23 protein-coding genes and 1 pseudogene are annotated in these 21,617 nt (G+C 64.2%); 10 read left to right on the plus strand and 14 right to left on the minus strand.

Annotated features, from left to right (window positions below):
- The first annotated feature begins 4 nt into the window (after positions 1 to 4).
- The 3 genes from G7076_RS00585 (at position 5) to G7076_RS00595 (ending at position 3,614) form a co-directional block, all read left to right on the plus strand.
- Positions 5 to 835, plus strand: coding sequence for an RcnB family protein (locus G7076_RS00585; protein WP_240913813.1), 831 nt, complete (start codon positions 5 to 7; stop codon positions 833 to 835).
- A 98-nt stretch (positions 836 to 933) separates the two neighbouring features.
- Positions 934 to 2,772: a DUF885 domain-containing protein gene (locus G7076_RS00590; protein WP_166199503.1), complete on the plus strand. Its 1,839-nt coding sequence runs from the start codon at positions 934 to 936 to the stop codon at positions 2,770 to 2,772.
- A gap of 428 nt (positions 2,773 to 3,200) precedes the next feature.
- On the plus strand, positions 3,201 to 3,614 hold the full coding sequence (locus G7076_RS00595) for a hypothetical protein (protein WP_166199505.1): 414 nt from the start codon (positions 3,201 to 3,203) through the stop codon (positions 3,612 to 3,614).
- 177 nt (positions 3,615 to 3,791) lie between these two features.
- On the opposite strand, the gene G7076_RS00600 is transcribed toward G7076_RS00595, so the two are convergent.
- Together G7076_RS00600 and G7076_RS12260 are read right to left on the minus strand one after the other, a co-directional pair.
- Positions 3,792 to 3,980, minus strand: a complete 189-nt coding sequence (locus G7076_RS00600; protein WP_166199507.1) for a hypothetical protein — start codon at positions 3,978 to 3,980, stop codon at positions 3,792 to 3,794.
- 78 nt (positions 3,981 to 4,058) lie between these two features.
- Complete coding sequence (locus G7076_RS12260; RefSeq protein WP_240913814.1) at positions 4,059 to 4,283, minus strand: Lrp/AsnC ligand binding domain-containing protein; 225 nt, start codon at positions 4,281 to 4,283, stop codon at positions 4,059 to 4,061.
- Between the two features lie 12 nt (positions 4,284 to 4,295).
- Between G7076_RS12260 and G7076_RS12265 the strand changes: the two genes are divergently transcribed.
- The 4 genes from G7076_RS12265 to G7076_RS00620 are packed head-to-tail and all read left to right on the plus strand — an operon-like array spanning position 4,296 to position 6,812.
- Positions 4,296 to 4,604, plus strand: coding sequence for a hypothetical protein (locus tag G7076_RS12265; RefSeq protein WP_240913815.1), 309 nt, complete (start codon positions 4,296 to 4,298; stop codon positions 4,602 to 4,604).
- Between the two features lie 28 nt (positions 4,605 to 4,632).
- Positions 4,633 to 5,202 (plus strand): hypothetical protein, encoded by a 570-nt coding sequence (locus tag G7076_RS00610; RefSeq protein WP_166199511.1) that lies wholly within the window; start codon positions 4,633 to 4,635, stop codon positions 5,200 to 5,202.
- Positions 5,199 to 5,717 (plus strand): S41 family peptidase, encoded by a 519-nt coding sequence (locus G7076_RS00615; protein WP_166199513.1) that lies wholly within the window; start codon positions 5,199 to 5,201, stop codon positions 5,715 to 5,717. Before G7076_RS00610 ends, G7076_RS00615 begins: the two co-directional genes overlap by 4 nt.
- Positions 5,718 to 5,735: 18 nt before the next feature.
- A complete protein-coding gene (locus G7076_RS00620) occupies positions 5,736 to 6,812 on the plus strand; it encodes a S41 family peptidase (protein ID WP_166199515.1) in 1,077 nt (358 codons plus the stop codon).
- An 8-nt stretch (positions 6,813 to 6,820) separates the two neighbouring features.
- Here G7076_RS00620 and G7076_RS00625 read toward each other — a convergent pair whose 3' ends face one another.
- On the minus strand, positions 6,821 to 8,392 hold the full coding sequence (locus G7076_RS00625; RefSeq protein ID WP_206367586.1) for a lysine--tRNA ligase: 1,572 nt from the start codon (positions 8,390 to 8,392) through the stop codon (positions 6,821 to 6,823).
- Positions 8,393 to 8,463: 71 nt separating this feature from the next.
- Between G7076_RS00625 and G7076_RS00630 the strand changes: the two genes are divergently transcribed.
- Both G7076_RS00630 and G7076_RS00635 read left to right on the plus strand, forming a co-directional pair.
- Entirely contained in the window at positions 8,464 to 11,163 is a 2,700-nt protein-coding gene (locus G7076_RS00630; RefSeq protein WP_166199519.1) for an ATP-dependent DNA helicase, read from the plus strand.
- Positions 11,156 to 11,647, plus strand: a complete 492-nt coding sequence (locus G7076_RS00635) for a histidine phosphatase family protein (protein WP_166199521.1) — start codon at positions 11,156 to 11,158, stop codon at positions 11,645 to 11,647. The genes G7076_RS00630 and G7076_RS00635 overlap by 8 nt, the downstream gene beginning before the upstream one ends.
- On the opposite strand, the gene G7076_RS00640 is transcribed toward G7076_RS00635, so the two are convergent.
- The 9 genes and pseudogenes from G7076_RS00640 to G7076_RS12270 form a co-directional block, all read right to left on the minus strand.
- Entirely contained in the window at positions 11,644 to 12,045 is a 402-nt protein-coding gene (locus G7076_RS00640) for a MerR family transcriptional regulator (RefSeq protein ID WP_166199523.1), read from the minus strand. The two genes, G7076_RS00635 and G7076_RS00640, sit on opposite strands and share 4 nt — an antisense overlap.
- A 7-nt stretch (positions 12,046 to 12,052) precedes the next feature.
- Positions 12,053 to 12,379, minus strand: coding sequence for an integration host factor subunit alpha (locus G7076_RS00645; RefSeq protein ID WP_166199525.1), 327 nt, complete (start codon positions 12,377 to 12,379; stop codon positions 12,053 to 12,055).
- A 92-nt stretch (positions 12,380 to 12,471) separates the two neighbouring features.
- The gene (locus tag G7076_RS00650) at positions 12,472 to 13,431 is read right to left on the minus strand and encodes a beta-ketoacyl-ACP synthase III (RefSeq protein ID WP_166199527.1); all 960 of its coding nucleotides are present in this window, start codon (positions 13,429 to 13,431) and stop codon (positions 12,472 to 12,474) included.
- Positions 13,428 to 14,477 (minus strand): phosphate acyltransferase PlsX, encoded by a 1,050-nt coding sequence (gene plsX, locus G7076_RS00655; RefSeq protein ID WP_166199529.1) that lies wholly within the window; start codon positions 14,475 to 14,477, stop codon positions 13,428 to 13,430. Before plsX ends, G7076_RS00650 begins: the two co-directional genes overlap by 4 nt.
- A 26-nt stretch (positions 14,478 to 14,503) precedes the next feature.
- A complete protein-coding gene (gene rpmF / locus G7076_RS00660) occupies positions 14,504 to 14,683 on the minus strand; it encodes a 50S ribosomal protein L32 (RefSeq protein ID WP_166199531.1) in 180 nt (59 codons plus the stop codon).
- Positions 14,684 to 14,817: 134 nt separating this feature from the next.
- A pseudogene (locus G7076_RS00665) lies at positions 14,818 to 15,485 on the minus strand (MBL fold metallo-hydrolase).
- The gene (locus G7076_RS00670; RefSeq protein WP_166199533.1) at positions 15,482 to 17,260 is read right to left on the minus strand and encodes a prolyl oligopeptidase family serine peptidase; all 1,779 of its coding nucleotides are present in this window, start codon (positions 17,258 to 17,260) and stop codon (positions 15,482 to 15,484) included. Before G7076_RS00670 ends, G7076_RS00665 begins: the two are co-directional and overlap by 4 nt.
- Before the next feature lie 165 nt (positions 17,261 to 17,425).
- Positions 17,426 to 18,448 (minus strand): dipeptidase, encoded by a 1,023-nt coding sequence (locus G7076_RS00675; RefSeq protein ID WP_240913816.1) that lies wholly within the window; start codon positions 18,446 to 18,448, stop codon positions 17,426 to 17,428.
- Positions 18,448 to 18,660, minus strand: a complete 213-nt coding sequence (locus G7076_RS12270; RefSeq protein WP_240913817.1) for a dipeptidase — start codon at positions 18,658 to 18,660, stop codon at positions 18,448 to 18,450. The genes G7076_RS00675 and G7076_RS12270 overlap by 1 nt, the downstream gene beginning before the upstream one ends.
- Positions 18,661 to 18,906: 246 nt before the next feature.
- On the opposite strand from G7076_RS12270, the gene pabB reads away from it, so the two are divergent.
- A complete protein-coding gene (gene pabB, locus G7076_RS00680; RefSeq protein ID WP_240913818.1) occupies positions 18,907 to 20,451 on the plus strand; it encodes an aminodeoxychorismate synthase component I in 1,545 nt (514 codons plus the stop codon).
- Here the strand turns inward: pabB and pdeM are convergent.
- Positions 20,448 to 21,110: a ligase-associated DNA damage response endonuclease PdeM gene (gene pdeM / locus G7076_RS00685; protein ID WP_166199537.1), complete on the minus strand. Its 663-nt coding sequence runs from the start codon at positions 21,108 to 21,110 to the stop codon at positions 20,448 to 20,450. The genes pabB and pdeM overlap by 4 nt on opposite strands.
- 28 nt (positions 21,111 to 21,138) lie before the next feature.
- Positions 21,139 to 21,588, minus strand: coding sequence for a hypothetical protein (locus G7076_RS00690; protein ID WP_166199539.1), 450 nt, complete (start codon positions 21,586 to 21,588; stop codon positions 21,139 to 21,141).
- Positions 21,589 to 21,617: the final 29 nt, after the last annotated feature.

The following is a 21,617-nucleotide window of genomic DNA, read 5'->3' on the forward strand; positions in this document are numbered from 1 at the left end:
CCATATGCGTAATCTTGCACTTCTCCTCTTACTCGCCAGCGCCGCCGCGCCGGTCATGGCGCAAAGCGGCGAGCGGTCGTCCGAAGACCGTGCCGCGGCCCGCGCCGAACGTGCCCAGGCTCGCGCCGAACGCGCCGAGCGTACTGAAGCGCGCAGCAACGAAGCCCGGGCAGCGCGAAGCGAGCAACGCGCCTCGCGCGCCGAACCCCCCTCCGCGCCGGTCGTCACGCAGACCCAGTCGGTCGAGCAGCAGGCTGTCCAGCAGTCAGCACCGGCTGCGCAGGAGACGCGGTCGTCGCGCCGGCAGGCGTATGAGAGTCGTCGCGAACGCATTCGCGAGCAGCGCACGTCGGAGCCGGTCGACGCTCAGACGACCGCATCGGGAGATGGTATTGCTCCGCGTCAGCGCGACATCCGCACGATTCCCGATACGTCGCCAACGACCGTGGTGACCCGCAACAACGACGGTACCATAACCACCCAGCATCGCAGCCGCGACGGCCGCCGCTGGAGCGAGAATCACCGCCGCTGGGATCGCGACCACTGGCGTGGCGATCGCCGTTACGACTGGCGCCGCTATCGCAGCCACCACCGGTCCCTGTTCCGCCTCGGTCTTTACATCGACCCGTTCGGCTGGGGATACCGGCGCTGGGGCATCGGATCCTACCTATATCCGAACTATTATTCGTCGAGCTTCTGGCTCAACGACCCGTGGCAGTATCGCCTGCCGCCGGTTTACGGTCCCTACCGCTGGGTCCGCTATCATGACGACGCCCTGCTGGTGGATATCTACAGCGGCCAGGTTGTCGACGTGATCTACAACTTCTTCTGGTAGAACAGACTCTACCGTTGGTGGAAAAGCGGGGCGTCCCGGCACTTGCCGGGGCGCCCTGACTGTTATAGGCCAATAGGACACTCATTTGGGGGATTATCATGATCGGCCGCCTCTCGACGCTCGTTCTTCTTGCTACGACCAGCATGGCCGCTGCCACGGCGTCGCATGCCGCGGCGCCTGCTGCCGTCGTCAGTGTCGCCGCCGCCCAGGCGATGAGTCAGGCCCAAGCGCACGACGCCCTGTTCGCGCTTTTCAAGAAGAGCGACGAGGACAACCTCAAGCGCAATCCCTTGAGCGCGCTTTCGCGCGGCGACCTTCGCTATGCCGACCAGCTCGGCAATTATCTCACCAAGGAATATAACGACGCGGAGATTGCGGCTGCCAAGTCGGAGCTCGCGGCCCTGCGCGCTATTCCGCGCGACGCGCTCTCGCCGACCGACAAGATCGCCTATGACGTTTTTGAATATGGCAATGTGCAGACCCTGAAGGGGTTCGAGCCGCAGATCCTGGCGCTGACCGAAGTTCGCCCGGTCAATCACTTCGCCGGTTTTCACACTTTCTATCCGACTTTCGCGAGCGGCAAGAGCGCCGCGCCGTTCAAGACCGTCCTCGATTATGAGAACAACCTGAAGCGTCACCGTCAATATGCCGCGCTCACCGACCGCGCGATCGGCAAGTTCCGCGAAGGGCTTGCCAGCGGGGTGCTGGAAACCAAGCTGACAATCAAGAACGTCATCGAGCAGCTCGACACGCAGCTCAAGCAGCCGGTCGAGGAGTCGCCCTTCTACGGCCCGATCGGAATGTTTCCGGATACGATCAGCGCCGCTGACCGGGCCCGGCTGACAGCCGAGTACAAGGACGTCATCGGCAACGTCATCTATCCAGCGCACAAGCGCCTTCGCGATTTCCTTGCCAATGAATATCTGCCGCGCGCACGCGACTCCGTTGGCCTGTCGCAGATGAAGGGCGGCGCCCAGCTCTATCAGTACATGATCGAGCAGACGACGACCGTGCCGCTAACGGCGGACTATCTTCACAACCTCGGCCTGAGCGAAGTCGCCCGGATCCGCGGCGAGATGGAGAAGGTCAAAAACGAAGTCGGCTTCAAGGGCACGCTGCAGCAATTCTTCGACTATCTGCGCACCGATCCGAAGTTCAAACCGAAAAGCCGCGAGTGGCTGACCGAGGAATATTACCGCATCGGCAAGGCGGTCGATGCCAAGGTGCCGGAATATTTCGCGTTGGTCCCCAAGACCAAGCTTGAGATCCGTCCGTACGAACCCTTCCGCGAGAAGTTCGAGGCCGGCGGGTCATACCAGCAGGGCACGCCGGACGGGTCGCGCCCGGGCATCTTCTATTTCAATGCCTATGACCTTCCCAGCCGGACCACGCCGGGCATGACGACGCTCTACCTGCACGAGGGCGCGCCGGGGCATCACTTCCAGATCAGCCTTGCGCAGGAGAACGAGGCGTTGCCGGCATTCATGCGCTTCGGCGGCAACACCGCTTACGTCGAAGGCTGGGCGCTCTATGCCGAAACGCTTGGTTACGAGATGGGCTTCTTCAAGGATCCTTATCAGCGCCAGGGCACACTGGACGACGAGATGCTTCGCGCGATGCGGCTGGTGGTTGACACCGGGCTCCATTCGAAGGGTTGGACCCGCGAACAGTCGATCGAATATATGCTCAACAACTCGGGCATGGGCAGGACCGACGCCACCGCCGAGGTAGAGCGCTACATTGCGATCCCCAGCCAGGCCCTGGCTTACAAGGTCGGCGCGCTGACCATCCAGCGTTTGCGCAAGAAGGCATCCGAGCAACTTGGCAAGCGTTTCGACCTTCGCGAATTCCATGCGATCGTGCTCGACACGGGAAGCCTTCCGCTGCCGATCCTTGAGCGCAAGGTCGACGACTGGATCGCCTCGAAAAAGAGCTAGGCCGCGGGTGCCAGCCTTGGCGGCACGAAGCCAGCCTGATTGTTTCCACCTCTCGAGATTCTCTCGCGGGAGAGGGCTCAACTCGCGGTAGTTCGCGAAGTTCGCGGCACGCTCCGGTATGATCATACCCGCCGCAGTTTTCGGGCATCGCTTGGAAAAGCAGGCTGGTCAGCGACGAGAAAGAGCCGAGCGCTGAGAGGCACATCAGGTTGCCTGGACAGGAATTTCTAGAGTCAATTTTGGATGGAGAGCCGACTCTAGCGGCAATCGCAGGAATGAGTCGAAGACAGACAATAGGGCTATCGAAAGCTTATCCTCATGCTGCTCCACCTGGCGAGTAAAACGAGGCTCAGAAATCTCACCACCATTTTTACGAAGCAGGTGTGAAGTGCTATAAAATTGAGAGTCGTCTTTGAAGGAGCGTTGCGTTGTCTATTCTCTTGTCCGCGCTTTCCCTCGCCGCCGCGATGCCGCAAGAAGCCGATTTCCAAGTCATTCCGCCCAACATGGTTTGTAGAAAGTTGGTCTTGGGAGCGTCGCGATCTGGCGATGTGACGATTTGCAAGACCAGAGCCGGATGGGCCGCATCGGATGCGTGCAAAGGGGCGACACGTTATTGCTCGCCCCAACAGATTGCGGAGATGAAGGCGAAACATACCGCCTTCGCCCTGACCGAAGACAGCCGGATCATTTGCCGCGAGCTAAAAGGTACCGGGTCACGCCTGTCGGCATCGAAAACGTGCCTGCCCAACCGAGAATGGCAGCGCATGTGGGAACAGGGTAGCGCCACCACCCGGGACATCCAGGATCGCTTTTCCAAGTTGCCGCGAGGCGACCGCTAGGGTTGAAAGGGCAACCCGTCCGGTTCGAGGTAACCGAGCAGAACCGAAGTTCGCTTGATTGCCTTTGCGTCCAGTGCGTTCTCTTACGTCGCGCTATTGGTGATGTCACTTCAGTCCCGATGTCGTTTTTGTTGCTAATGTCCGCTTTGGGTCAAAGGCTGACGTTGACTCCGACGGCTAGCGCCTGCGCGAGAGCAGGATGAGTACAAGACCAGCGAAGGCGACGATCGCTCCGCGAGTGACCCACGGCCGCTGGTCGATCATGAAACTTGATGCCGGCCAATTGATCAGGCCCGCGCCCTGCGCGGTCCAAAGGAGCCCGACAAGCAAGGCAGCAATGCCGAGGATAAACAGAGCGGTCTTCATGACGCAGTGTTTGAATGACTGATCGCGCATCCGCAATGGGTCGCAAGCTGCCCGTGCAGACGCCGATCCGGTCGGGGCCTAGTCGCCGCCACTCCCGAGATCGACGAACGGCGCGAACTTGACCTCGCGCTTGACGAAACTTGTCTCGTAGCGGTGTACGGAACTGTCCGACGCGAACAGCTCTTCGGCCAGCGCTACGAAGTCGTCCATGCTCGGGCAGTCGAGCAAGACCGCGAGATCATGATTGCCGCTGATCTCGTAAGCGAACTGAACTTCCGGCGTGTCATTTAATCGTCGTTGCAAGCGGTCTTTCCCTTGCTGATCGGCATGCTCCGCAAGCTGAACGAAAACCAGCGCGCGAAGCCGTCGTCCCGTGAGCTGCGGGGAGAGCAGGGCAATGGTCTTCGCGACCCAGCCTTCCGCCCGCAATCGGCGAAGCCGGCGCGCAATGGCGGACGGGGACAGCGGTACATGCGCGGCGATCTGGTCCGCGGTCAGCGAATCGTCGGTCTGAACCAGATTGAGCAGGATTCGGTCGAACCGGTCGATCATGCGCACGACGCTGCCAAAATTTGGCACGCCGCGCACGAAAATTGCGCGCATCTGGCGATGGAAATGCTGTAGTGTGTCACACTAGCAATACAGTGAGGACATGATGCGCGTTCAGATTGGACTATCCCTGCTCGCTGCCTGTGCAGCCGTTCCGCTGGCAGCGCAGTCCGCAAGCGCGCCGGCGTCGGCGGAACCGGTCCAGGCATTCGATCCGAAACAGGCTGCGGCGGTGGTGACGAAGCTGGCGACGACGCTTGAAGAGAATTTCGTCTTTCCAGAGGTTGGCAAGGCCTATGCAGTGCGTCTTCGCCAGCAGCTGAAGGAGGGCGCCTATTCTTCCTTTCGCGACGGACAGGCTTTCGCGGACAAGGTTACAAGCGACCTCCAGAGCGTGCACAAGGACGGACACTTACGCCTCCACGTGGTCCCGGTCGCAGACCGCAGCGGACCGGAGACTGCGCCCGGGCCGGCCGGCGCGAACGATGGCAGCACGATTCTGAAATCCGGCTGGCTCGCCGATGGCGTGGCCTACATCAATTTCCGGATGTTCTCCGGAAACGAGGCGACGATGAGAGAGCTGAAGGCCTTTCTCGATTCGCATCGTGACGCCAAAACCCTGATCATCGACGCTCGCCAGCATCGCGGCGGGGGCTGGAAGAGATGGACATGATCTTCCCGCAAATCTTCACTGCGGTGACCCCGCTGGTGCAGATGGACACGCGCGAGGCGGTCGACCGCAGCGGCGGCAATCCGCTTGCAGACCTGGCCTCGTTGAGGACGGTCAAGGGGCCGGCAGGAGTCGTCCGCCGCGAGCATTTCGTCACCCCGGCGGCGAACCAGGGCGGGCTTGCCAAGGCGAAAGTCTACTTGCTCACTTCGAGCCGGACCGCTTCGGCCGCTGAGCATCTCGCGATGTCCCTCAAGCGCACGCATCGCGCGACCCTCGTCGGCGAGACGACGCTGGGCGCCGGACATTATGGCCGCATGGTTCCACTCGACGACAGCTTTACCTACGCCGCCTTCATCCCCGTCGGGCGGACGTTCGATCCGGACACTAACGAGGGCTGGGAAGGCACCGGCGTAAAACCGGATGTCGCGGTTCCGGCCGACAAGGCGCTCGACGAAGCGCTCAAACTCGCAGGAGTCGCCACCAGCGGCGATGCCGCACTGGCAGCCCTGCGCTAATATCAACTGGAGAAGATTATGTTGCGGCCTACCGCGGCGGCACTGCTGCTCGCGTCCCTCTCCCTCTCGCCCGCTTCGCTGCAAGCGGCCGATACGCATGTCGAAAGCAGTTCGGCATCCGCCGTAATCGAGGCCCTGGGCGCGACTCTAGACCAATTTTACGTCGATCGTGCCGTGGGCTCCGCCTATCGGCAGGCACTCCGCCGGTTCCTCGAGACAGGTCAGGCGGACGGCCTGTCTGGCGAGGGGCTGGCGAAAGCGTTGACGACGTTCCTCCAGCAATCCCACGCCGACGCTCACCTTGCGGTCTACGCACCCGGATCGGGCATTTTCGGCAAGGAGGACGAGAGTGGAGAACCGCCGCTGCCGGAAAACGCCTACGAGGCGTCCGGATGGGTCGTCCCGGGGGTCGCCTACATTCGGCCGTTCGCCTTTTTCGGTCGGCCCGGCGACATCAAGCGGATGCAAAACTTCGTCGATGCTCACGCCGACGCAAAAGCGCTGATACTCGATTTGAGGCATCACGCCGGCGGCGAAGTGGCGGAGATTGACGTTCTTGCTGCCGATTTGTTCGACAAGCCGACAGACTTGGCAGTGATGCATACGCGCACGGCAGGATGGGACCGGTTCGAGCCGGCCGCCGATACCCCGCAATTGTCCGTGGCCAAGCGCGACATCAACTACGTCGAGCAGGTCCATCGCGCCGTGCCGCGAAAGGGCGGCGCCCGCATGGCCAAGATCCCAGTCTACGTGCTGACCTCGAAGCGTACGGCTTCCGCGGGCGAGCATCTGGCACTGGTTCTGAAACGGACCGGACGTGCGGTGCTGATTGGCGAAACGACCTACGGCGCGGGAAATTACGGCGAAGAAGTCGAACTGGCGGGCGGCTTCAAGCTTTTCGTGCCCTATGGCGAGACCATCGACCCCGACACCCGCAAGGGCTGGGAGGGAACGGGTGTCTCGCCGACTGTCCAGGTCGAGGCGAAGCAGGCGCTCAACGTCGCGCTCCAGCGGCTTGGCGTGTCCTCTTTGGCCGAAACCTGTCCCAATGTCGGGGAAGCGGGAGGCGCCGGGAAACTTGCGCCCAGCCGGTAGACCTCGGCCTAGCTCGCGGCTTCAAGCGCCTCGGCGATGAGCTTGCGGCTGTTGTCGAGGCCGTAGAGCGCGAAGAAGCTGCCCATGCGTGGACCCTGGCTCGAACCGAGCAGGGTCTCGTAAAGCGCCTGGAACCAGTGGCGCAGGCTTTCGAACGGGTAACGCTTGCCGATTTCGAACACCTCGTGCTGGATTGCATCGGCCGGCGTGTCGGGATCCATGGCGGCCAGCGCTGCATCCAGTTCCCTGAGCGCTTCGACCTCGTGCCCGACCGGACCCCGCCGCTTGAGATTGGGCGCGACGAAATCGCGGGCGTAATTGACCGCCAGCTCGATCAGCTCGTCGAGCTCGCGGTCGTAATCCGGCGAGGTGCCCGGGGCGTAGCGCTGCACAAAGCGCCAGGCGACGTCCTTGTCCTGGACGCCGGGCAGTGAGACGAGGTTGAGAAGTAGGCCATAGGTCAGCGGCAGGGTGGTCGTCGGTACCGCGCCGAGGTGGATATGGTGCGCGGGGTTGCCGAGCTTCTGCTCGATCGGCTGATCGGCATATTTCTCGCGGAACTGCCAATATTCGTCGACCGCGCGGGGGACCAGGCCGAGGTGAAGATTCTTGGCCTTCTTTGGCTCGCGGTAGAGGTAGAAGGCCAGGCTGTCCTTCGATCCGTAGGTCAACCATTCCTCGATGCTGAGGCCGTTGCCCTTCGACTTGGAGATTTTCTCGCCCTTTTCATCGAGGAACATCTCGTAAATCAGGCCTTCCGGCTTGCGCCCGCCGAGCACCGACGCGATGCGGCCCGATTGGACGCCGCTGTCGGTCAGGTCCTTGCCGTACATCTCATAATCGACGCCCTGGGCGACCCAGCGCATCGCCCAGTCCACCTTCCATTGAAGCTTCGACTGGCCGCCGAGCGCGGACTGCTCGATGCGGGTGCCGTCCTCGTCCGTGAAGGCGATCGTTCCCGCCGACGCGTCGATGACCTCGACCGGCACCTGCAACACCTTGCCCGTAGTGGGCGAGATGGGCAGCACCGGCGAATAGGTCTTGCGCCGTTCTTCACGGAGCGTGGGCAGCATGATGTCGAGGATTTCGTCGAAGTGAGCGAGGACGTTGCGCAAGGCATCGTCGAACGCACTGCTGTTGTAGCGTTCGGACGCGGAGACGAATTCATATTCGAAGCCGAAGCGGTCTAGGAAGTCGCACAGCATGGCGTTGTTGTGCGCGGCGAAACTCTCGTGAGCCGTTGGAAAGGGATTGGGAATCCGGCTTAGCGGGTGCCCGAGATATCCCGTCAGCATCGCCTGGTTGGGGACGTTGTCGGGCACCTTGCGCAGGCCATCCATGTCGTCGGAGAAAGCAACGAGCCGCGTCGGGGCGCCGCCCGTCAGCTCGTGATAGGCGTGGCGGACCATCGACGTGCGCAGGACTTCCGTGAAGGTGCCGATATGCGGCAGGCCGGAAGGGCCGTATCCGGTCTCGAACAGGATGGGCGAACCGTCCGGCTTGGCGCCAGGAACACCATTGGTGGCCCAGCGCTTCATTAGCCGGCGCGCCTCCTCGTACGGCCAGGCCTTGTTCGTCATGGCGGCCTCACGGATCAGGTCGGCGCTCAACTGTTGCCCTTTCGTTCTCACAGCGCCAAGGATTGCGCGTGGTGCGCGCTCCTTTGCCTCTTCCCGTCCTGCATGCAACCCATGCGGGAATCTGGCTGCTCGGACCTGACGAGGCGCAGGCGCGCGAAGCGAGCCGGGGCGAAGCCATCGGCCGAATCGCGGAGACCCCGCATATCCTGCTCAACGCACCGGTCGCCGGGCAGCGGCTTGGCTATGGGGATGTCAGCGGCCTTGACCTGCTCGAACTGTTCGCCTTCATCCATCCGGCGCGTTTCGTCGTCCCGACCGTCGCCGGAATGGCGCGGGCGGCTGGTCTGAAAGAGCCCGAAAGCGACGCCGATGCAGCGGCGCTGCTTCGTCATATCGCCCAGCAACTGCTCGACACGATGGGGTCGCCGGGATGGGCCGAGCGCGAGAGCGCCTGGAGCGCCAATCAGACCTTGTGGAGGGTCGGCTGGGGCTGGGCGCCATTCGTTGCCGAGCGGATCGCAAAGCCGGAGCGCGGGGAGAGGATGCTCTTCTCTCGCCTGACGCCATGGGAGGAAAGCGGAGAAAGGCCGGCGCCGCTCACGATCTCGATCCCGGGTGAAGATGCCGAGAGGCGGCTCGAAGCGCTAACCGGCAAAGGAAGCGAGACCCGCGCTGGGCAACGGGCGATGGCACGAGAAGCAGCGGCGATTTTCGCACCGCGGCCAAAACCGGGCGAACCGAATATGCTGCTGGCCGAGGCCGGGACCGGGATCGGCAAGACCTTGGCCTATCTTGCCCCCGCCTCGCTCTGGGCCGAGCGAGCCGGCGGGACGGTATGGGTGTCGACCTTCACCAAGGCGCTGCAGCGCCAGCTCGATGCGGAAGGCTGGAAAATCGTCGCTGAAGCCGAGGAGCGGAAGAAAAGGATCGTGATCCGCAAGGGCCGCGAGAATTATCTGTGCCTGCTGAACCTTGAAGACGCGATGCAGGGTGGGTTCTCCGGTCGCGCGGCGATCCTCGCGCATCTCGTCGCTCGCTGGGCGGCTTATTCGAAGGATGGCGACATGGTCGGCGGCGACCTGCCGGGCTGGCTCCCGAGCCTGTTCCGCCGGGCCGGCGCGACCGCGCTGACCGACCGCCGCGGCGAGTGCGTTTATGCGGGATGCCCGCACTATCGCAAATGCTTCATCGAGAAGGCCGAGCGAGCCGGTCGCGAGGCTGACCTGGTTATCGCCAATCACGCGCTGGTGATGGTCAATGCCGCGCGCGGACGCCCGGAATCGCCAAACCGGATCGTCTTCGACGAAGGCCACCACCTGTTCGACGCCGCGGATTCCACATTCTCGGCGGCCCTGACCGGGCGCGAGGCCATCGAACTGAGACGCTGGATTGTCGGTCCTGAGAACAAGTCGCGCGGACGACGGCGCGGACTCGCCGCCCGGCTGCTCGATGTCGCGAGCTATGACGAGAAGGGCGCGGAGGCGCTTGAGGCTGCGGTGGAGGCTGCTCGCGCAATGCCGTCGGAGGGCTGGCTTGCGCGGATTGCCGAAAACGATCCGTTCGGTCCGGTCGAACGGCTGCTCGGCGAGGTTCGCGGCACGGTCTACGCGCGCGCCAAGGCGCAGGAAGCGGGCTATGGCCTGGAGACCGAACTTGCCGAACCGGATTCGGCGTTAATTGGTGCCGCCGCGGGCGCGCTGGAAGCGCTCGACTCGCTCGCTCGGCCGCTTGCCGCATTGTCGCGGCGGTTGGAGGCGGTGCTCGAAGACGCTCCCGACTGGCTCGACAGCGCGGCGCGGGCGCGGGTCGAAGGCGCGATCAACGGCCTCAATTGGCGGCGCGAAACGCTGGCGTCCTGGATCGCGATGCTTGGCCGGATTGGAAGCGTGGCCGATCCCGATTTCGTCGACTGGCTGGCGATCGATCGCGTCGAGGGCCGCGAATATGACGTCGGGCTCCACCGCCACTGGCTGGATCCGACGCGCCCGCTGGCCAAGGCGGTGATCGAGCCCGCGCACGGCGTGCTGGTAACATCGGCAACATTACGCGGGAGCGAAGATTGGGTGCGGGCCGAGGAACGGACCGGCGCGTCGCATCTTGCGCGCCCGGCAGCCCGTTTCGAAGCGGCTTCGCCTTTCGACTATTCGGCCAACTCCGAAGTGCTTATCGCTACCGATATTCCGCGCGGCGACGTGGCGGCGCTCGCCGGGTCCTATGCCCGCCTGATCGAGGCATCCGGCGGCGGGACGCTGGGCCTGTTCACCGCCATCGCGCGCCTGCGTGCCGTGCACGCGCGGATTGCGGACCGTCTCGCCCGCGCCGGACTGCCGCTTTATGCCCAGCATGTCGATCCGATCGACACCGGTACCCTTGTCGACATCTTCCGCGACGATCCGCACGCATCCCTGCTTGGAACCGACGCGCTTCGTGACGGCGTCGACGTCCCGGGAGAGTCGCTTCGGCTGGTCGTGATGGAGCGCGTGCCGTGGCCGCGCCCGACCGTGCTTCACGCTGCGCGGCGACTGGCCGGCGGCGGGAGCGCCTATGACGACCGCGTCGTCCGCGCCCGCCTTGCGCAGGCCTTCGGGCGGCTCATCCGCAGGCAGGGCGACCGCGGTCAATTCGTAGTGCTTTCCAGCGCCTTTCCCTCGCGATTGCTGAGTGCCTTTCCGCCGGGAGTCGGCGTTCATCGGCTGCCGATCGAGGAGGTCGTGGCGCGCGTGCGGGCCCGGCAATTTGCGCAAGCGAGCACGGAGGGAATCGATGCCTAGGCTTCTGCTGCTGCGCCACGCGAAGTCGAGCTGGGACGAAGACGGCCTTGCCGATTTCGACCGGCCATTGAACGAGCGGGGGCGTGCGGCCGCCACGGCGATTGGACGCTATCTCGCGGCGCAGAAAGTCGTTCCCGACCGCCTTATGGTCAGTCCCGCGCGGCGGACACGCGAAACCATTGAGCGCGTCCTTGCCGAGGTTTCGGGATGGCCCAAGCCGCAATATGATGATCGCATCTACGAGGCGTCGAGCGGGGACCTGTCACGAATCATCAGCGAAACCCCGGCCGGGACAGAATCCCTGATGCTCGTCGGACACAATCCCGGTCTCGGGTTCATCGCTGCCCAACTCGGCGGGGCCAGGGCGGCGGTAGAGCTCGGCAAGTTTCCGACCGGATCGCTCGCGATCATCGAACTGTCGGAGCCGTGGGCCGAAGCGCACAGCGGGACGCTCGCCGCTTTCGTGAAGCCGCGCGACCTCTAGGCGGTCAGGGCGGAGGCGAGACGGTCGCGAAGTTCGACGAGGCGGCCGTAATCGAACGACGGTTCGTCCAACTGCCGTTCGGTCTGCGCGAGATCCCACTCGGTAGGCGCGGGCGGCGCAGCGATGGGCGCCGGCAGAGTCTCGTCCCTCGGCTCACCTTCGCGAAGCAGCTTTTGAACGCCGCGGATGGTGTAGCCGTCAACAGTCAGCAGGCGATGGATACGCCGCGCGAGATCGGCATCCGCGGGCCGATAGTAGCGGCGGTTTCCAGCGCGCTGCAGCGGCCGAAGCTTCGGGAACTTCGATTCCCAGTAGCGCAGGATGTGCTGGGGAACCCCAAGCTGGGCCGACAATTCGCCGATCGTCAGGAACGCATTCGGATCCTTGTCGGCGGCCATCGTCAGCCTAGCGCGCGATCCGTTCGCGCATGATCTGGCTTGCGCGGAACGTCATCACCCGGCGCGGCGCGATCGGCACCTCGATCCCGGTCTTCGGGTTGCGGCCAACGCGCTCACCCTTGTCGCGAAGAATGAAGCTGCCGAAACCCGAAATCTTGACGTTCTGGCCTTCGGACAGGGCATGGCACATGTGGTGAAGGACGCGTTCGACCATGCTGGCGCTTTCCGCACGCGACAAGCCAAGCTTGCGGTGGACGATGTCCGACAGGTCTGCCCGGGTCAGAGTGCCCGAATGCAATCCACCAGTTGAACGGGCCACGCCTGCGTCCGCCATAATCGATTCCCTTCCCCTTGCGCCCCGCGGGGAGCGCGATTTGTCGAGCCTAACCAAAAAGTTGCGGCTGGGCAATCCGATGGCATGAAAGCTTAGTACCGGACCGCCGCCGCACCCCACGTGAATCCGCCGCCCATCGCTTCAAGAACCAAAAGATCGCCGCGCTTGATCCGTCCGTCGCGGACGGCGGTATCGAATGCCAGTGGCACGGACGCAGCCGACGTGTTGGCATGTTCATTGACGGTAACGACGACCTTTTCCGCCGGAAGCCCCAGCTTCTTCGCGGTTGCGTCGAGGATCCGCATATTGGCCTGGTGCGGGACGACCCAGTCGACCTCGTCCGAAGAAAGTCCAGCGGCGCCAAGCACTTCGTTCATCACTTCGGCCAGGTTCACGACCGCATGGCGAAACACCTCGCGGCCCTTCATGCGCAGCTTGCCGACCGTTCCCGTCGTCGAGGGTCCGCCATCGACATAGAGCAAATCGTTGTGGCGTCCGTCGGCGTGAAGGCGGGTGGCGAGGATTCCGCGATCCCCATCTTCGGCCGTCAGCACCAGCGCGCCCGCCCCGTCTCCGAACAGGACGCAGGTCGTGCGATCCTCCCAGTCGAGAATCCGGCTGAACGTTTCGGCGCCGATCACCAGCGCCTTGTCCGCGCTTCCGGTGCGAACCATCGATTCGGCGACGGTCAACGCATAGAGAAATCCGGTGCAGACGGCATGGACGTCGAAGGCGATGCAATCGTCGATGCCAAGCATCGCCTGCACCTTGGTCGCGCTCGACGGAAAGGTCTGGTCGGGCGTTGCCGTCGCAAGGACGATCAGGCCGATCTCGGACGGGTCGATACCTGCTGCCTCTAGCGCCCTGCGGGCGGCATCCGCGGCGAGGGTTGCGGTCGTTTCGCCGTCGCCGGCGATATAGCGGGAACGGATGCCGGTCCGCTCGACGATCCACTCGTCGGAGGTCTCGACTTGCTCAGCGAGCTCGGCATTCGACACCCGGCGCTTCGGAAGGGCAGAGCCGCTTCCGGCAATGACGGCCTTGCGGCTCATTCCGCGGCCTCGTCGGAGAAGGCATGGGCGCGGAAATTGTCGAGGTCTTCGCCGATCTTGTTGGTGATGTCGTTGGCGACCATCCGCGCCGCGACCTGGATGGCGTTGGCGACGCCCTTGGCGTTGGCACTGCCGTGGCTCTTCACGACAAGGCCGTTCAGGCCGAGGAAGACCGCGCCATTGTGATTGTTGGGGTCGAGATGGACCTTCAGCATGTGAAGCGCCGGCTTCGACAGAGCAAAGCCCGCCTTCGAACGAAGCGATGACGTAAAAGCGCGGCGAAGCAGGTCGGTGACGAAGCGGGCCGTGCCCTCCGCCGTCTTTAAGGCGATGTTGCCGGAGAAGCCGTCGGTGACGATCACGTCCACATCGCCGCGCGAAAGCTTGTCGCCCTCGGTGAATCCGTCGAAGGTGAAAGGGAGGTAGTCGGCGTCGCGAAGGAGCGCGGCGGCTTCCTTCAACTCGCCGGTGCCCTTCAGCTCCTCGGTGCCGATGTTGAGCAACTTGACCCGCGGGTTTGCGATTTCGAGCACGGTGCGAGCATAAGCCGAGCCCATGACCGCGAACTGAACCAAGTTCTGAGCGTCGCACTCGGTATTCGCGCCGAGATCGAGCATGACGAGGTCGGTCTCGCCGAGCGTCGGCAGAAGTGCGGCAAGAGCCGGACGGTCGATGCCCGGCATGGTGCGAAGCGCCAGCTTGGCGATCGCCATCAGAGCGCCGGTATTGCCCGCCGACAGGGCGGCGTCGGCCTGGCCGTCCTTTACGGCGTTGATCGCCATGCCCATCGAGGTGCCCTTGGCACGGCGAATGGCCTGGCTCGGCTTTTCGGTCGCCGATATCGACTCTGTGGTGTGATGGACAGTGACGGCCTGGGCGAGGCCCTTGTAGCGCGCCAGTTCTGGCTGGATCGCCTTCTGGTCGCCGAACAGCTCGAACTTGAGGGAGCGGTTGTTGCGGCGCGCGCGCGACATGCCGGCGACAATAGCCGCCGGGCCGATGTCTCCACCCATTGCGTCAATCGCGATCCGCGGGCTCACGGCCATGGCAGCGTGCCCCTACGCGATTCCGCTCAACCCTCGGGCTGAACGATCTCGCGGCCGTTGTAGTGACCGCACGCGGAACAGAGGTTGTGGGGGAGCTTCAGCTCACCGCAGTTCGGGCATTCCTGGAACGCAGCGGGCTGCAGCGCGTGGTGGCTGCGGCGCATGTTGCGCTTGGAAGGCGAAGTCTTTCTCTTGGGGACGGCCATTGCGGCACCTTGCTAAATTACCAAAAAAATTGGCGACAATCCTGCGCCCAGCTCGTCGGGAAACCCGCGGCGGCGGCCGGATCATCGCGAACCGAGAGGCCCTATAGCGGAATGCGCGCCCGACGCAAGCCGCTTCACGCGCTCGCGAGAACGCGATCCCCGACGAACGGATTGGTCTGCCGCTCGTGGGCGAAGGTCGACATCGGGCCGTGACCGGGGATGAATGCGGTGTCGCCGCCCATCGGCCACAGGCGCCCGGTGATCGAATCGATGAGGTCCTGATGGTTGCCCAGCGGGAAATCGGTCCGCCCGATCGAGCCCTGGAAGAGAACGTCGCCGACGATCGCGAGGCGAGACGGAGCGTGATGGAACACGACGTGGCCGGGGTGTGTCCAGGGCAATGGCGGACGGAAAGAGTGAGGTTCCCGACTGTCACCGTATCGCCGTCCTTCAGCCAGCGCGCGGGCTCGAACGGACGGCCGTTTATCCCATAGCGCATGCCGTCGTCTTCAAGCCGCGCGATCCAGAAGCGGTCGTCCTCGTGCGGCCCTTCGATCTCGACTCCAAGCTCCTGCGCGAGGATTCCGGCCTGGCCGCAATGGTCGATGTGGCCGTGGGTCAGCAGGATCTTCTCGATCGTCACGCCGTTCTGTACGGCCGCTGCCTTCAGCCGGTCGAGATCGCCGCCGGGATCGACGAAGGCGCCCCGCATCGTCTCGGTGCACCACAGCAGGGTGCAATTCTGCTGGAGCGGCGTGACCGGGACGATGGCGGCGCGAAGAGGCGGGGTCGGACGGTTCATTGCTTGAGCAGGGTTTGGTCCCAGAACATGAGGGTCGACCAGAACAGATAGTCCTGGTTTTCCTTCTTGGCGAACCCGTGGCCTTCGTTTTCCCCGACCATGTACCAGACGGTGCGGCCGTCGGCCCGAAGCGCCTTCACGATCTGATCGGCTTCCGACTTGGGAACTCGCGGATCGTTGGCGCCCTGGACGATGAACAAGGGCGCCTTGATCTCCTTCATCCGGCGAAGCGGCGAGATTTCCTCAAGCTTGGCGCGCTGCTTGGGGTCGCGCTCGTCGCCATATTCAACCCGGCGAAGGTCGCGGCGGTAGCTTTGGGTGTTCTCGAGGAAGGTGACGAAGTTGGAGATGGCGACGTTGCAAAGCGCGCCCTTGAACGCTTCCGGATAATGGATGGCCGAGGCGTAGCACATGTAGCCGCCGTAGGAGCCGCCGGTGACGGCGAGCCGGTTCGCGTCGATTCCTGGGTCTGCCTTCAGGCGGGTCAGGAAGGCGCCAATGTCCTTGACGGAATCTTCGCGCTTGAACGGCCCGTTGTCGAGGCTGACGAAGCGCTTGCCGTAGCCCGAGGAGCCGCGGACGTTGGGGAAGAAGATGGCGATGCCCTTCTCATTAAGCAGGTAGTTGTTGCGGCCCATGAAGCCCGGCGTGAACTGGCTTTCCGGACCGCCGTGGATGTTGACGATCAGCGGCCGCTTGCCAGGGAACTTGCTTGGGTCGGGACGGTAAAGGAAGCCGCTGACCGGCTCGCCGTCGAAGCTCTTTACCGAGATCAGCTCCGGCTCCACGTTGACTGCGGGGTCGAGGCCGCCGGTCTCGCTCGCGGTCCAGCGCGTGACTGCCAGGGTGGCAGGGTCGAGTGAATAAGCGTCGGTCGCGCTCTTGGCCGAGGTCATGGTGAAGCCGAGCGGGCCCCAGGGCGCGAACTCGAGCCCGCCGATCTGGCCCGCGGGTAGCGACTCGACGCGGCGAACGGCGCCGCTGGCGACATCCATCAGAGAGAGCCTAGCGATGCCGTCCTCGTTGGTGACGAAAGCGATCGTTCGACCATCCTTCGAAATCTCGAACGAATCGACGTCCCAGCGGCTCTTCGGTCCGCGGGGAGTGAAGCGGCCGGTCGCGGTGTCGACGGTTCCGAGGCGCTGGACGTCGCTGCCCTCGTCCGATGTCGCCCACAGCGTTCCGTCCGGCGCAAATTCGGCGCCCCCCCAGGCGATGTCCTTCTTGTGGTCGCCGACCGGGGTCAGCTGGCCACTGGCGAGATCGAGCAGATAGAGGTTCGACTTGGTGACTGAGATATACTCGATCACCGCCGCCCGGCCGTTGCCCGGAGCGAAGTCGGCGATCCCCCAGCCGCCGCCCTTCACTTCCGCGACGCGTCGCTTCGACGCGGGATTGCGCGGGTCCATGACGTAAAGGTCGGAATCGGTGCCGTTGCGCTCGGTCGAGGAGAAGCCGATCAGCTTGCCATCCTGGCTCCAGCCGGAGAATTCGTTGCGGCTTTTCCCGCCAGCGGTGAGAAGATTCAGCCGCCCGTCCTTCAGCGTATAGATCTGGAAGAATTCGTCGCCGCCGTTGTCCTTGACGGTGACGAGCGTGTCGCCGGTTGGTGACCAGCGACCGCCCATCGGCTCGACTTCGAAGCTGATCTGACGGCGCATTCCGAGCGGCGCGGCCACGCTGTGGATCTGGTTGACGTTGCCGAAGCGGGTCGAGATCAGCATCGAGCGGTCGCGCGCATTCCAGCCCGAGAAACCGGCGGCACGCGATTCCATGTAGGGGCGGCTCGCGGAGGCAAGCTCATTGGGAACCGCGGGATTCCGTCGGCGGTGATGGCAGCAGGCTTGTCGACCGCTGCCAGCGCGGGGATGGCAGTAGCCGCGAGCAGGGCAATCAGGGAATGGCGAAGCATTGATCGAGGCTCCAATTGTGCGTGGATTTCAGGGCTTGGCGAGCGACGGGGTGACGCTCCGCATGTCGCGCGCGACCTTCTCGGCGCCGCGAAGGGCGCGAAGGACATTGCCGCCGGCGAGCTTGGCGAGATTGGCATCGCTCCAGCCGCGGCGGATGAGTTCGGCGAAGAGGTTGGGGTAATCTTCGACGCCGTCGAGGCCTTCGACGGTCACGTCGATGCCGTCGAGGTCGCCGCCGATGCCGACGTGGTCTTGCCCGGCGATCCGGGCGACATGTTCGACATGATCGGCGACCTGGGGAACGGTGACGACCGGCCGCGGGTTCGCCGCATCCCACGCCTTGAGGCCTTTATCGACTTTGGCCTTTATGTTCGGGAACAGCGATTTGAGGCGGGCTTCCTCGGCGGAACGCTCGCTCGCCCATTTGCGATATTCGGGCGAGACGAAGGCCGGGACGAACGTCACCATCACGACACCGCCATTCGCCGGCATAAGACGCAGAATCTCGTCCGGAACGTTGCGCGGGTGCGGGTTGAGCGCGAACGCGTCGGAGTGTGAAAAGATGACCGGGGCCCGGCTCGCGGCGATGGCGTCGGCGGCAGTCGCCGGGGAGACGTGGCTCAAATCGATCAGCATTCCCAGCCGGTTCATTTCCTTGACGACCTCGATCCCGAACGGAGCGAGCCCGTCATGCTTGGGCTCATCGGTTCCGCTGTCGGCCCACTCCGTGGTCTGGCTGTGGGTCAGCGTCATGTAGCGGACCCCAAGGTCGTAGAAGCGGCGCAGCGCGGCAAGCGAGCCGCCGATCTGCCGCCCGCCTTCGATCCCCAGCAGCGACCCGACCCGTCCGCGCCGGTGAATGCGGACCATGTCATCGGCGGTGGACGCGAGTTCGAGATCGCGCGGATAGGTGTCGATTAGCCGGCGCGCGGTGTCGATCTGCTCGATCGTGGTGCGGATTGCCTCGTCGCCAAGCAGGGTTCCGGTGATGTAAACCGACCAGAACTGACCGCCGACGCGGCCGTCGCGAAGCCGTGCGATATCGGTCATCAGCGGCGGCGTGCGGTCGGCTCCCCGGACTGGAGGTCCGCCACCGACGAACCAAAGTCACCGCGAAGCGCCCACGGCAGGTCGTTATGCCCGTCGATAAGCGGAGTCCGCTTGAGGATCCGGTCGATCCTCTTTTGCGTGGCGGAGTCGATAGGCTGGGCTGTCGAGGCAGTGGCGGTCGCGAGCAGCGCCGCGAAAAGGAGAGAACGCATGGAGCGCGACTTTACGGCCTCGCCCGGGCCGGTCAATGGACCGGGCATGACGGAGCCATTCCTGCTGTTCGACGATTCGCGAAAGGGAACGGCGCGGCTCTACGAACGGCCCGCAGGCGCGATCGTGGCCACGGCGGTCGGCGATGTCCCTGCTGCTCTCGACAGCCTTCGGGAGCGCTCGCGGACGGACACCACGCTGCCGGGTTCATCGCTTATGACGCCGCTTATGCGTTCGAAGCGAAGCTGGTGCCGCTGGCACGCGCACTGCCTGGCACACCCCTGCTGTGGTTCGGGATCTTCGACGGCTATCGCCTGCTCGATCCAGCAGATGTCACGGTCATGCTCGGCGATCCGGCGGGGGCGTGGATCGGAAGGCCGAGGCCGCGCATTGGGCGAAGCGATTATCTCGCCGCGGCGGAGCGGGTTCGCGAGCATCTTTTCGCAGGCGACTTCTACCAAGCGAATTTGACCTTCGGCTGCGACGTTGACGTTCTTGGCTCGCCGCTGGCCGCTTACGCGCAGTTGCGGCGGCGCGCGAACGCTGGCTGGGGCGGGATCGTTCGCCATCCCTGCGGCTGGCTGCTTTCCGCCAGCCCCGAGCAATTTTTCACGCTTCGCGGCGGCCTGCTCGAAGCCAGGCCGATGAAAGGGACCGCGCCGCGTCGCGCCGATCCTGAAGCCGATGCGGCAGAGATTGCGGAACTCGCCGCCGATCCCAAGCAGCGCGCCGAAAACCTGATGATCGTTGACCTGCTCAGGAATGACTTGGCGCGGGTCGCAGAGACGGGCAGCGTCGACGTCCCTGATCTGTTCGCGGTCGAGACTTATCCCACCGTCCACCAGATGGTGAGCAGGGTGACGGCGCGGCTCCGCGAAGGGCTGGGCCCGGTCGACGTGCTACAGACCCTGTTTCCCTGCGGATCGATTACCGGTGCGCCAAAGATCGCGGCGATTGAGGCCTTGCGCGCGCTGGAGCCGGAACCGCGCGGGACCTACACAGGGTCGATGGGCTGGATCGAGCCTGGCGGCAATTCGGCCTTCAACGTGCTGATCCGGACCCTGGAGCTCGAAGAGGGCGCGAGCAGTGCGCGGCTTGGGCTGGGTTCGGGGCTTGTCGTCGACAGTGTGCTGGACAATGAATGGGACGAATGCCTGCTCAAGGGGAGCTTCGTGCCGTCCAATCAAAACGAATTCGACCTCATCGAGACGATGCGGTTCGACCCGCACGGCGGGATTTCCCATCTCGAAGACCATCTCGATCGGCTGAAAGGCGCCGCCGATACCTTCGGTTTCCGCTTCGACCGTCATGCCGCCCGCAACGAATTGCAGGCCGCCACCTTCCGCAGGTCGGATCCGGGTATGCTCCGGATGCTGCTCTCGCCCAAGGGGTCGATGGCGATCGAATTGAAGCCAATCCCGCAAGCCCCGAGGGAGCCGGTCGAAGTGGTGGTCCGCCCGCTTCCGGTCTCGGGCGACGATGTCAGGCTGCGCTACAAGACGACGGCTCGGGCCTTTCTTGAGGAGGCGCGCAAGGAAGGCGGGGCATTTGAGACCATCTTCGTCGATCCCGAAGGCCGGGTGACCGAGGGCAGCTTCACGAACCTGTTCGTCGAGGAGGACGGCAAGCTGGTCACGCCGCCCGCCGAGCGCGGCCTTCTTCCCGGCCTGCTGCGGGCCAAGCTGATCGCCGACGGCAAGGCTGTAGAAGGCGACCTTACCGTGGATTCGCTGAAGAACGGCTTTCTGATCGGAAACAACGTTCGCGGCCTGATTCGGGCGAAACTCGCCTAGGCGGCAATAGGGAAGCGGAGCAGCCGGTCGCTGACGGGCACAAGCGCCGATGCGCCGGACCCTACCTTGCGAATGATCTCCGGATGAGCCGCGTCGAGACCGCCGGTCAACGATCCGAAGGCCGGCAGGATGAGCTTGGTTGCAGACGCGACGAAACAGCGCCGCGATACATTGCGGCCGCGCCGGTGAAGCCTTAGCTTCGGGTGAAAATGACCGGACATCTCGGGCCGGGGATCGTGCGGATCCGCCTCGTGGCGCAGGACGATGCCTTCGACCTCGACTTCCTCGATGATCCGTCCGCCGCAGTGGTCGATGAAGCCGGCGTCGTGGTTGCCAGTAATCCACACCCAGTCGAGCCTGCCGGTAAGGTCAGACAGCAGTTCGCGGGCGGCTGCAGGCAGGCGGTCGCAGCCGAATCGGTCATGAAAGCTGTCGCCCAGGCAATATAGCCGGACGGCGCGCGTCTCGCCGACGATCCGGTCCAGCGCCTGCAATGTCGCCAGCGAATCGTAAGGCGGAAGGAACTGACCGATACGGGCAAACCAGCTGGACTTTTCGAGGTGGAGGTCGGCGACCAGAAGTGCCCCTTGCGCAAGCCAGTAAAGCGCGCCGTCCGAATGGGCGAGGAAGTCGTGGCCGGCGAACGAAAGGGGAACCATAACTACTGCCGCTAAACGGAAAAGGGGCTCATTCCAAGCCGATAAGGTGGGCCCGAAGCGCGCGGGCGTCGTGAAGCGCATTGTGCGGAACGACACTGTTTGCAGCGGTCGAGAAATTCATGAGCGGAACGAAGCGCAGGACCAGACCCGCAACGCGCTGCATCTGACCAGGGCCGGTGACAAGCAGGTTCGCGATGTGGGCGAGGTCTTCGGGCCAGTCGGCCACGATCTCGACGGCTCCGTCGTGCTCGAGCCACTTTGCGAGTGCCTGCGCCGCGTCCGCGCGCGACAGCCGCGGCGACTTCAGCGATTCCGGCACATGGTCGAGGAACGGCATCACATTGCGTTCCACCCACAGGTCGGCCGCCTGCTGGTCGAGTACGAGGTAAAGCTCCTCGCCGCCATCCTCGGGAACGAGCGCAAGGCTGATCAGCGGGCCGCCGAAGCCGTCATATTCGGTGTCGAGGAAATAGCGCATCGCCCGCACTCTGGACGAGAGGCGGGCGA

Origin of the sequence: Sphingomonas sp. HDW15A, assembly GCF_011301715.1 — a bacterium.
Taxonomy (GTDB): Bacteria; Pseudomonadota; Alphaproteobacteria; order Sphingomonadales; family Sphingomonadaceae; genus Sphingomicrobium.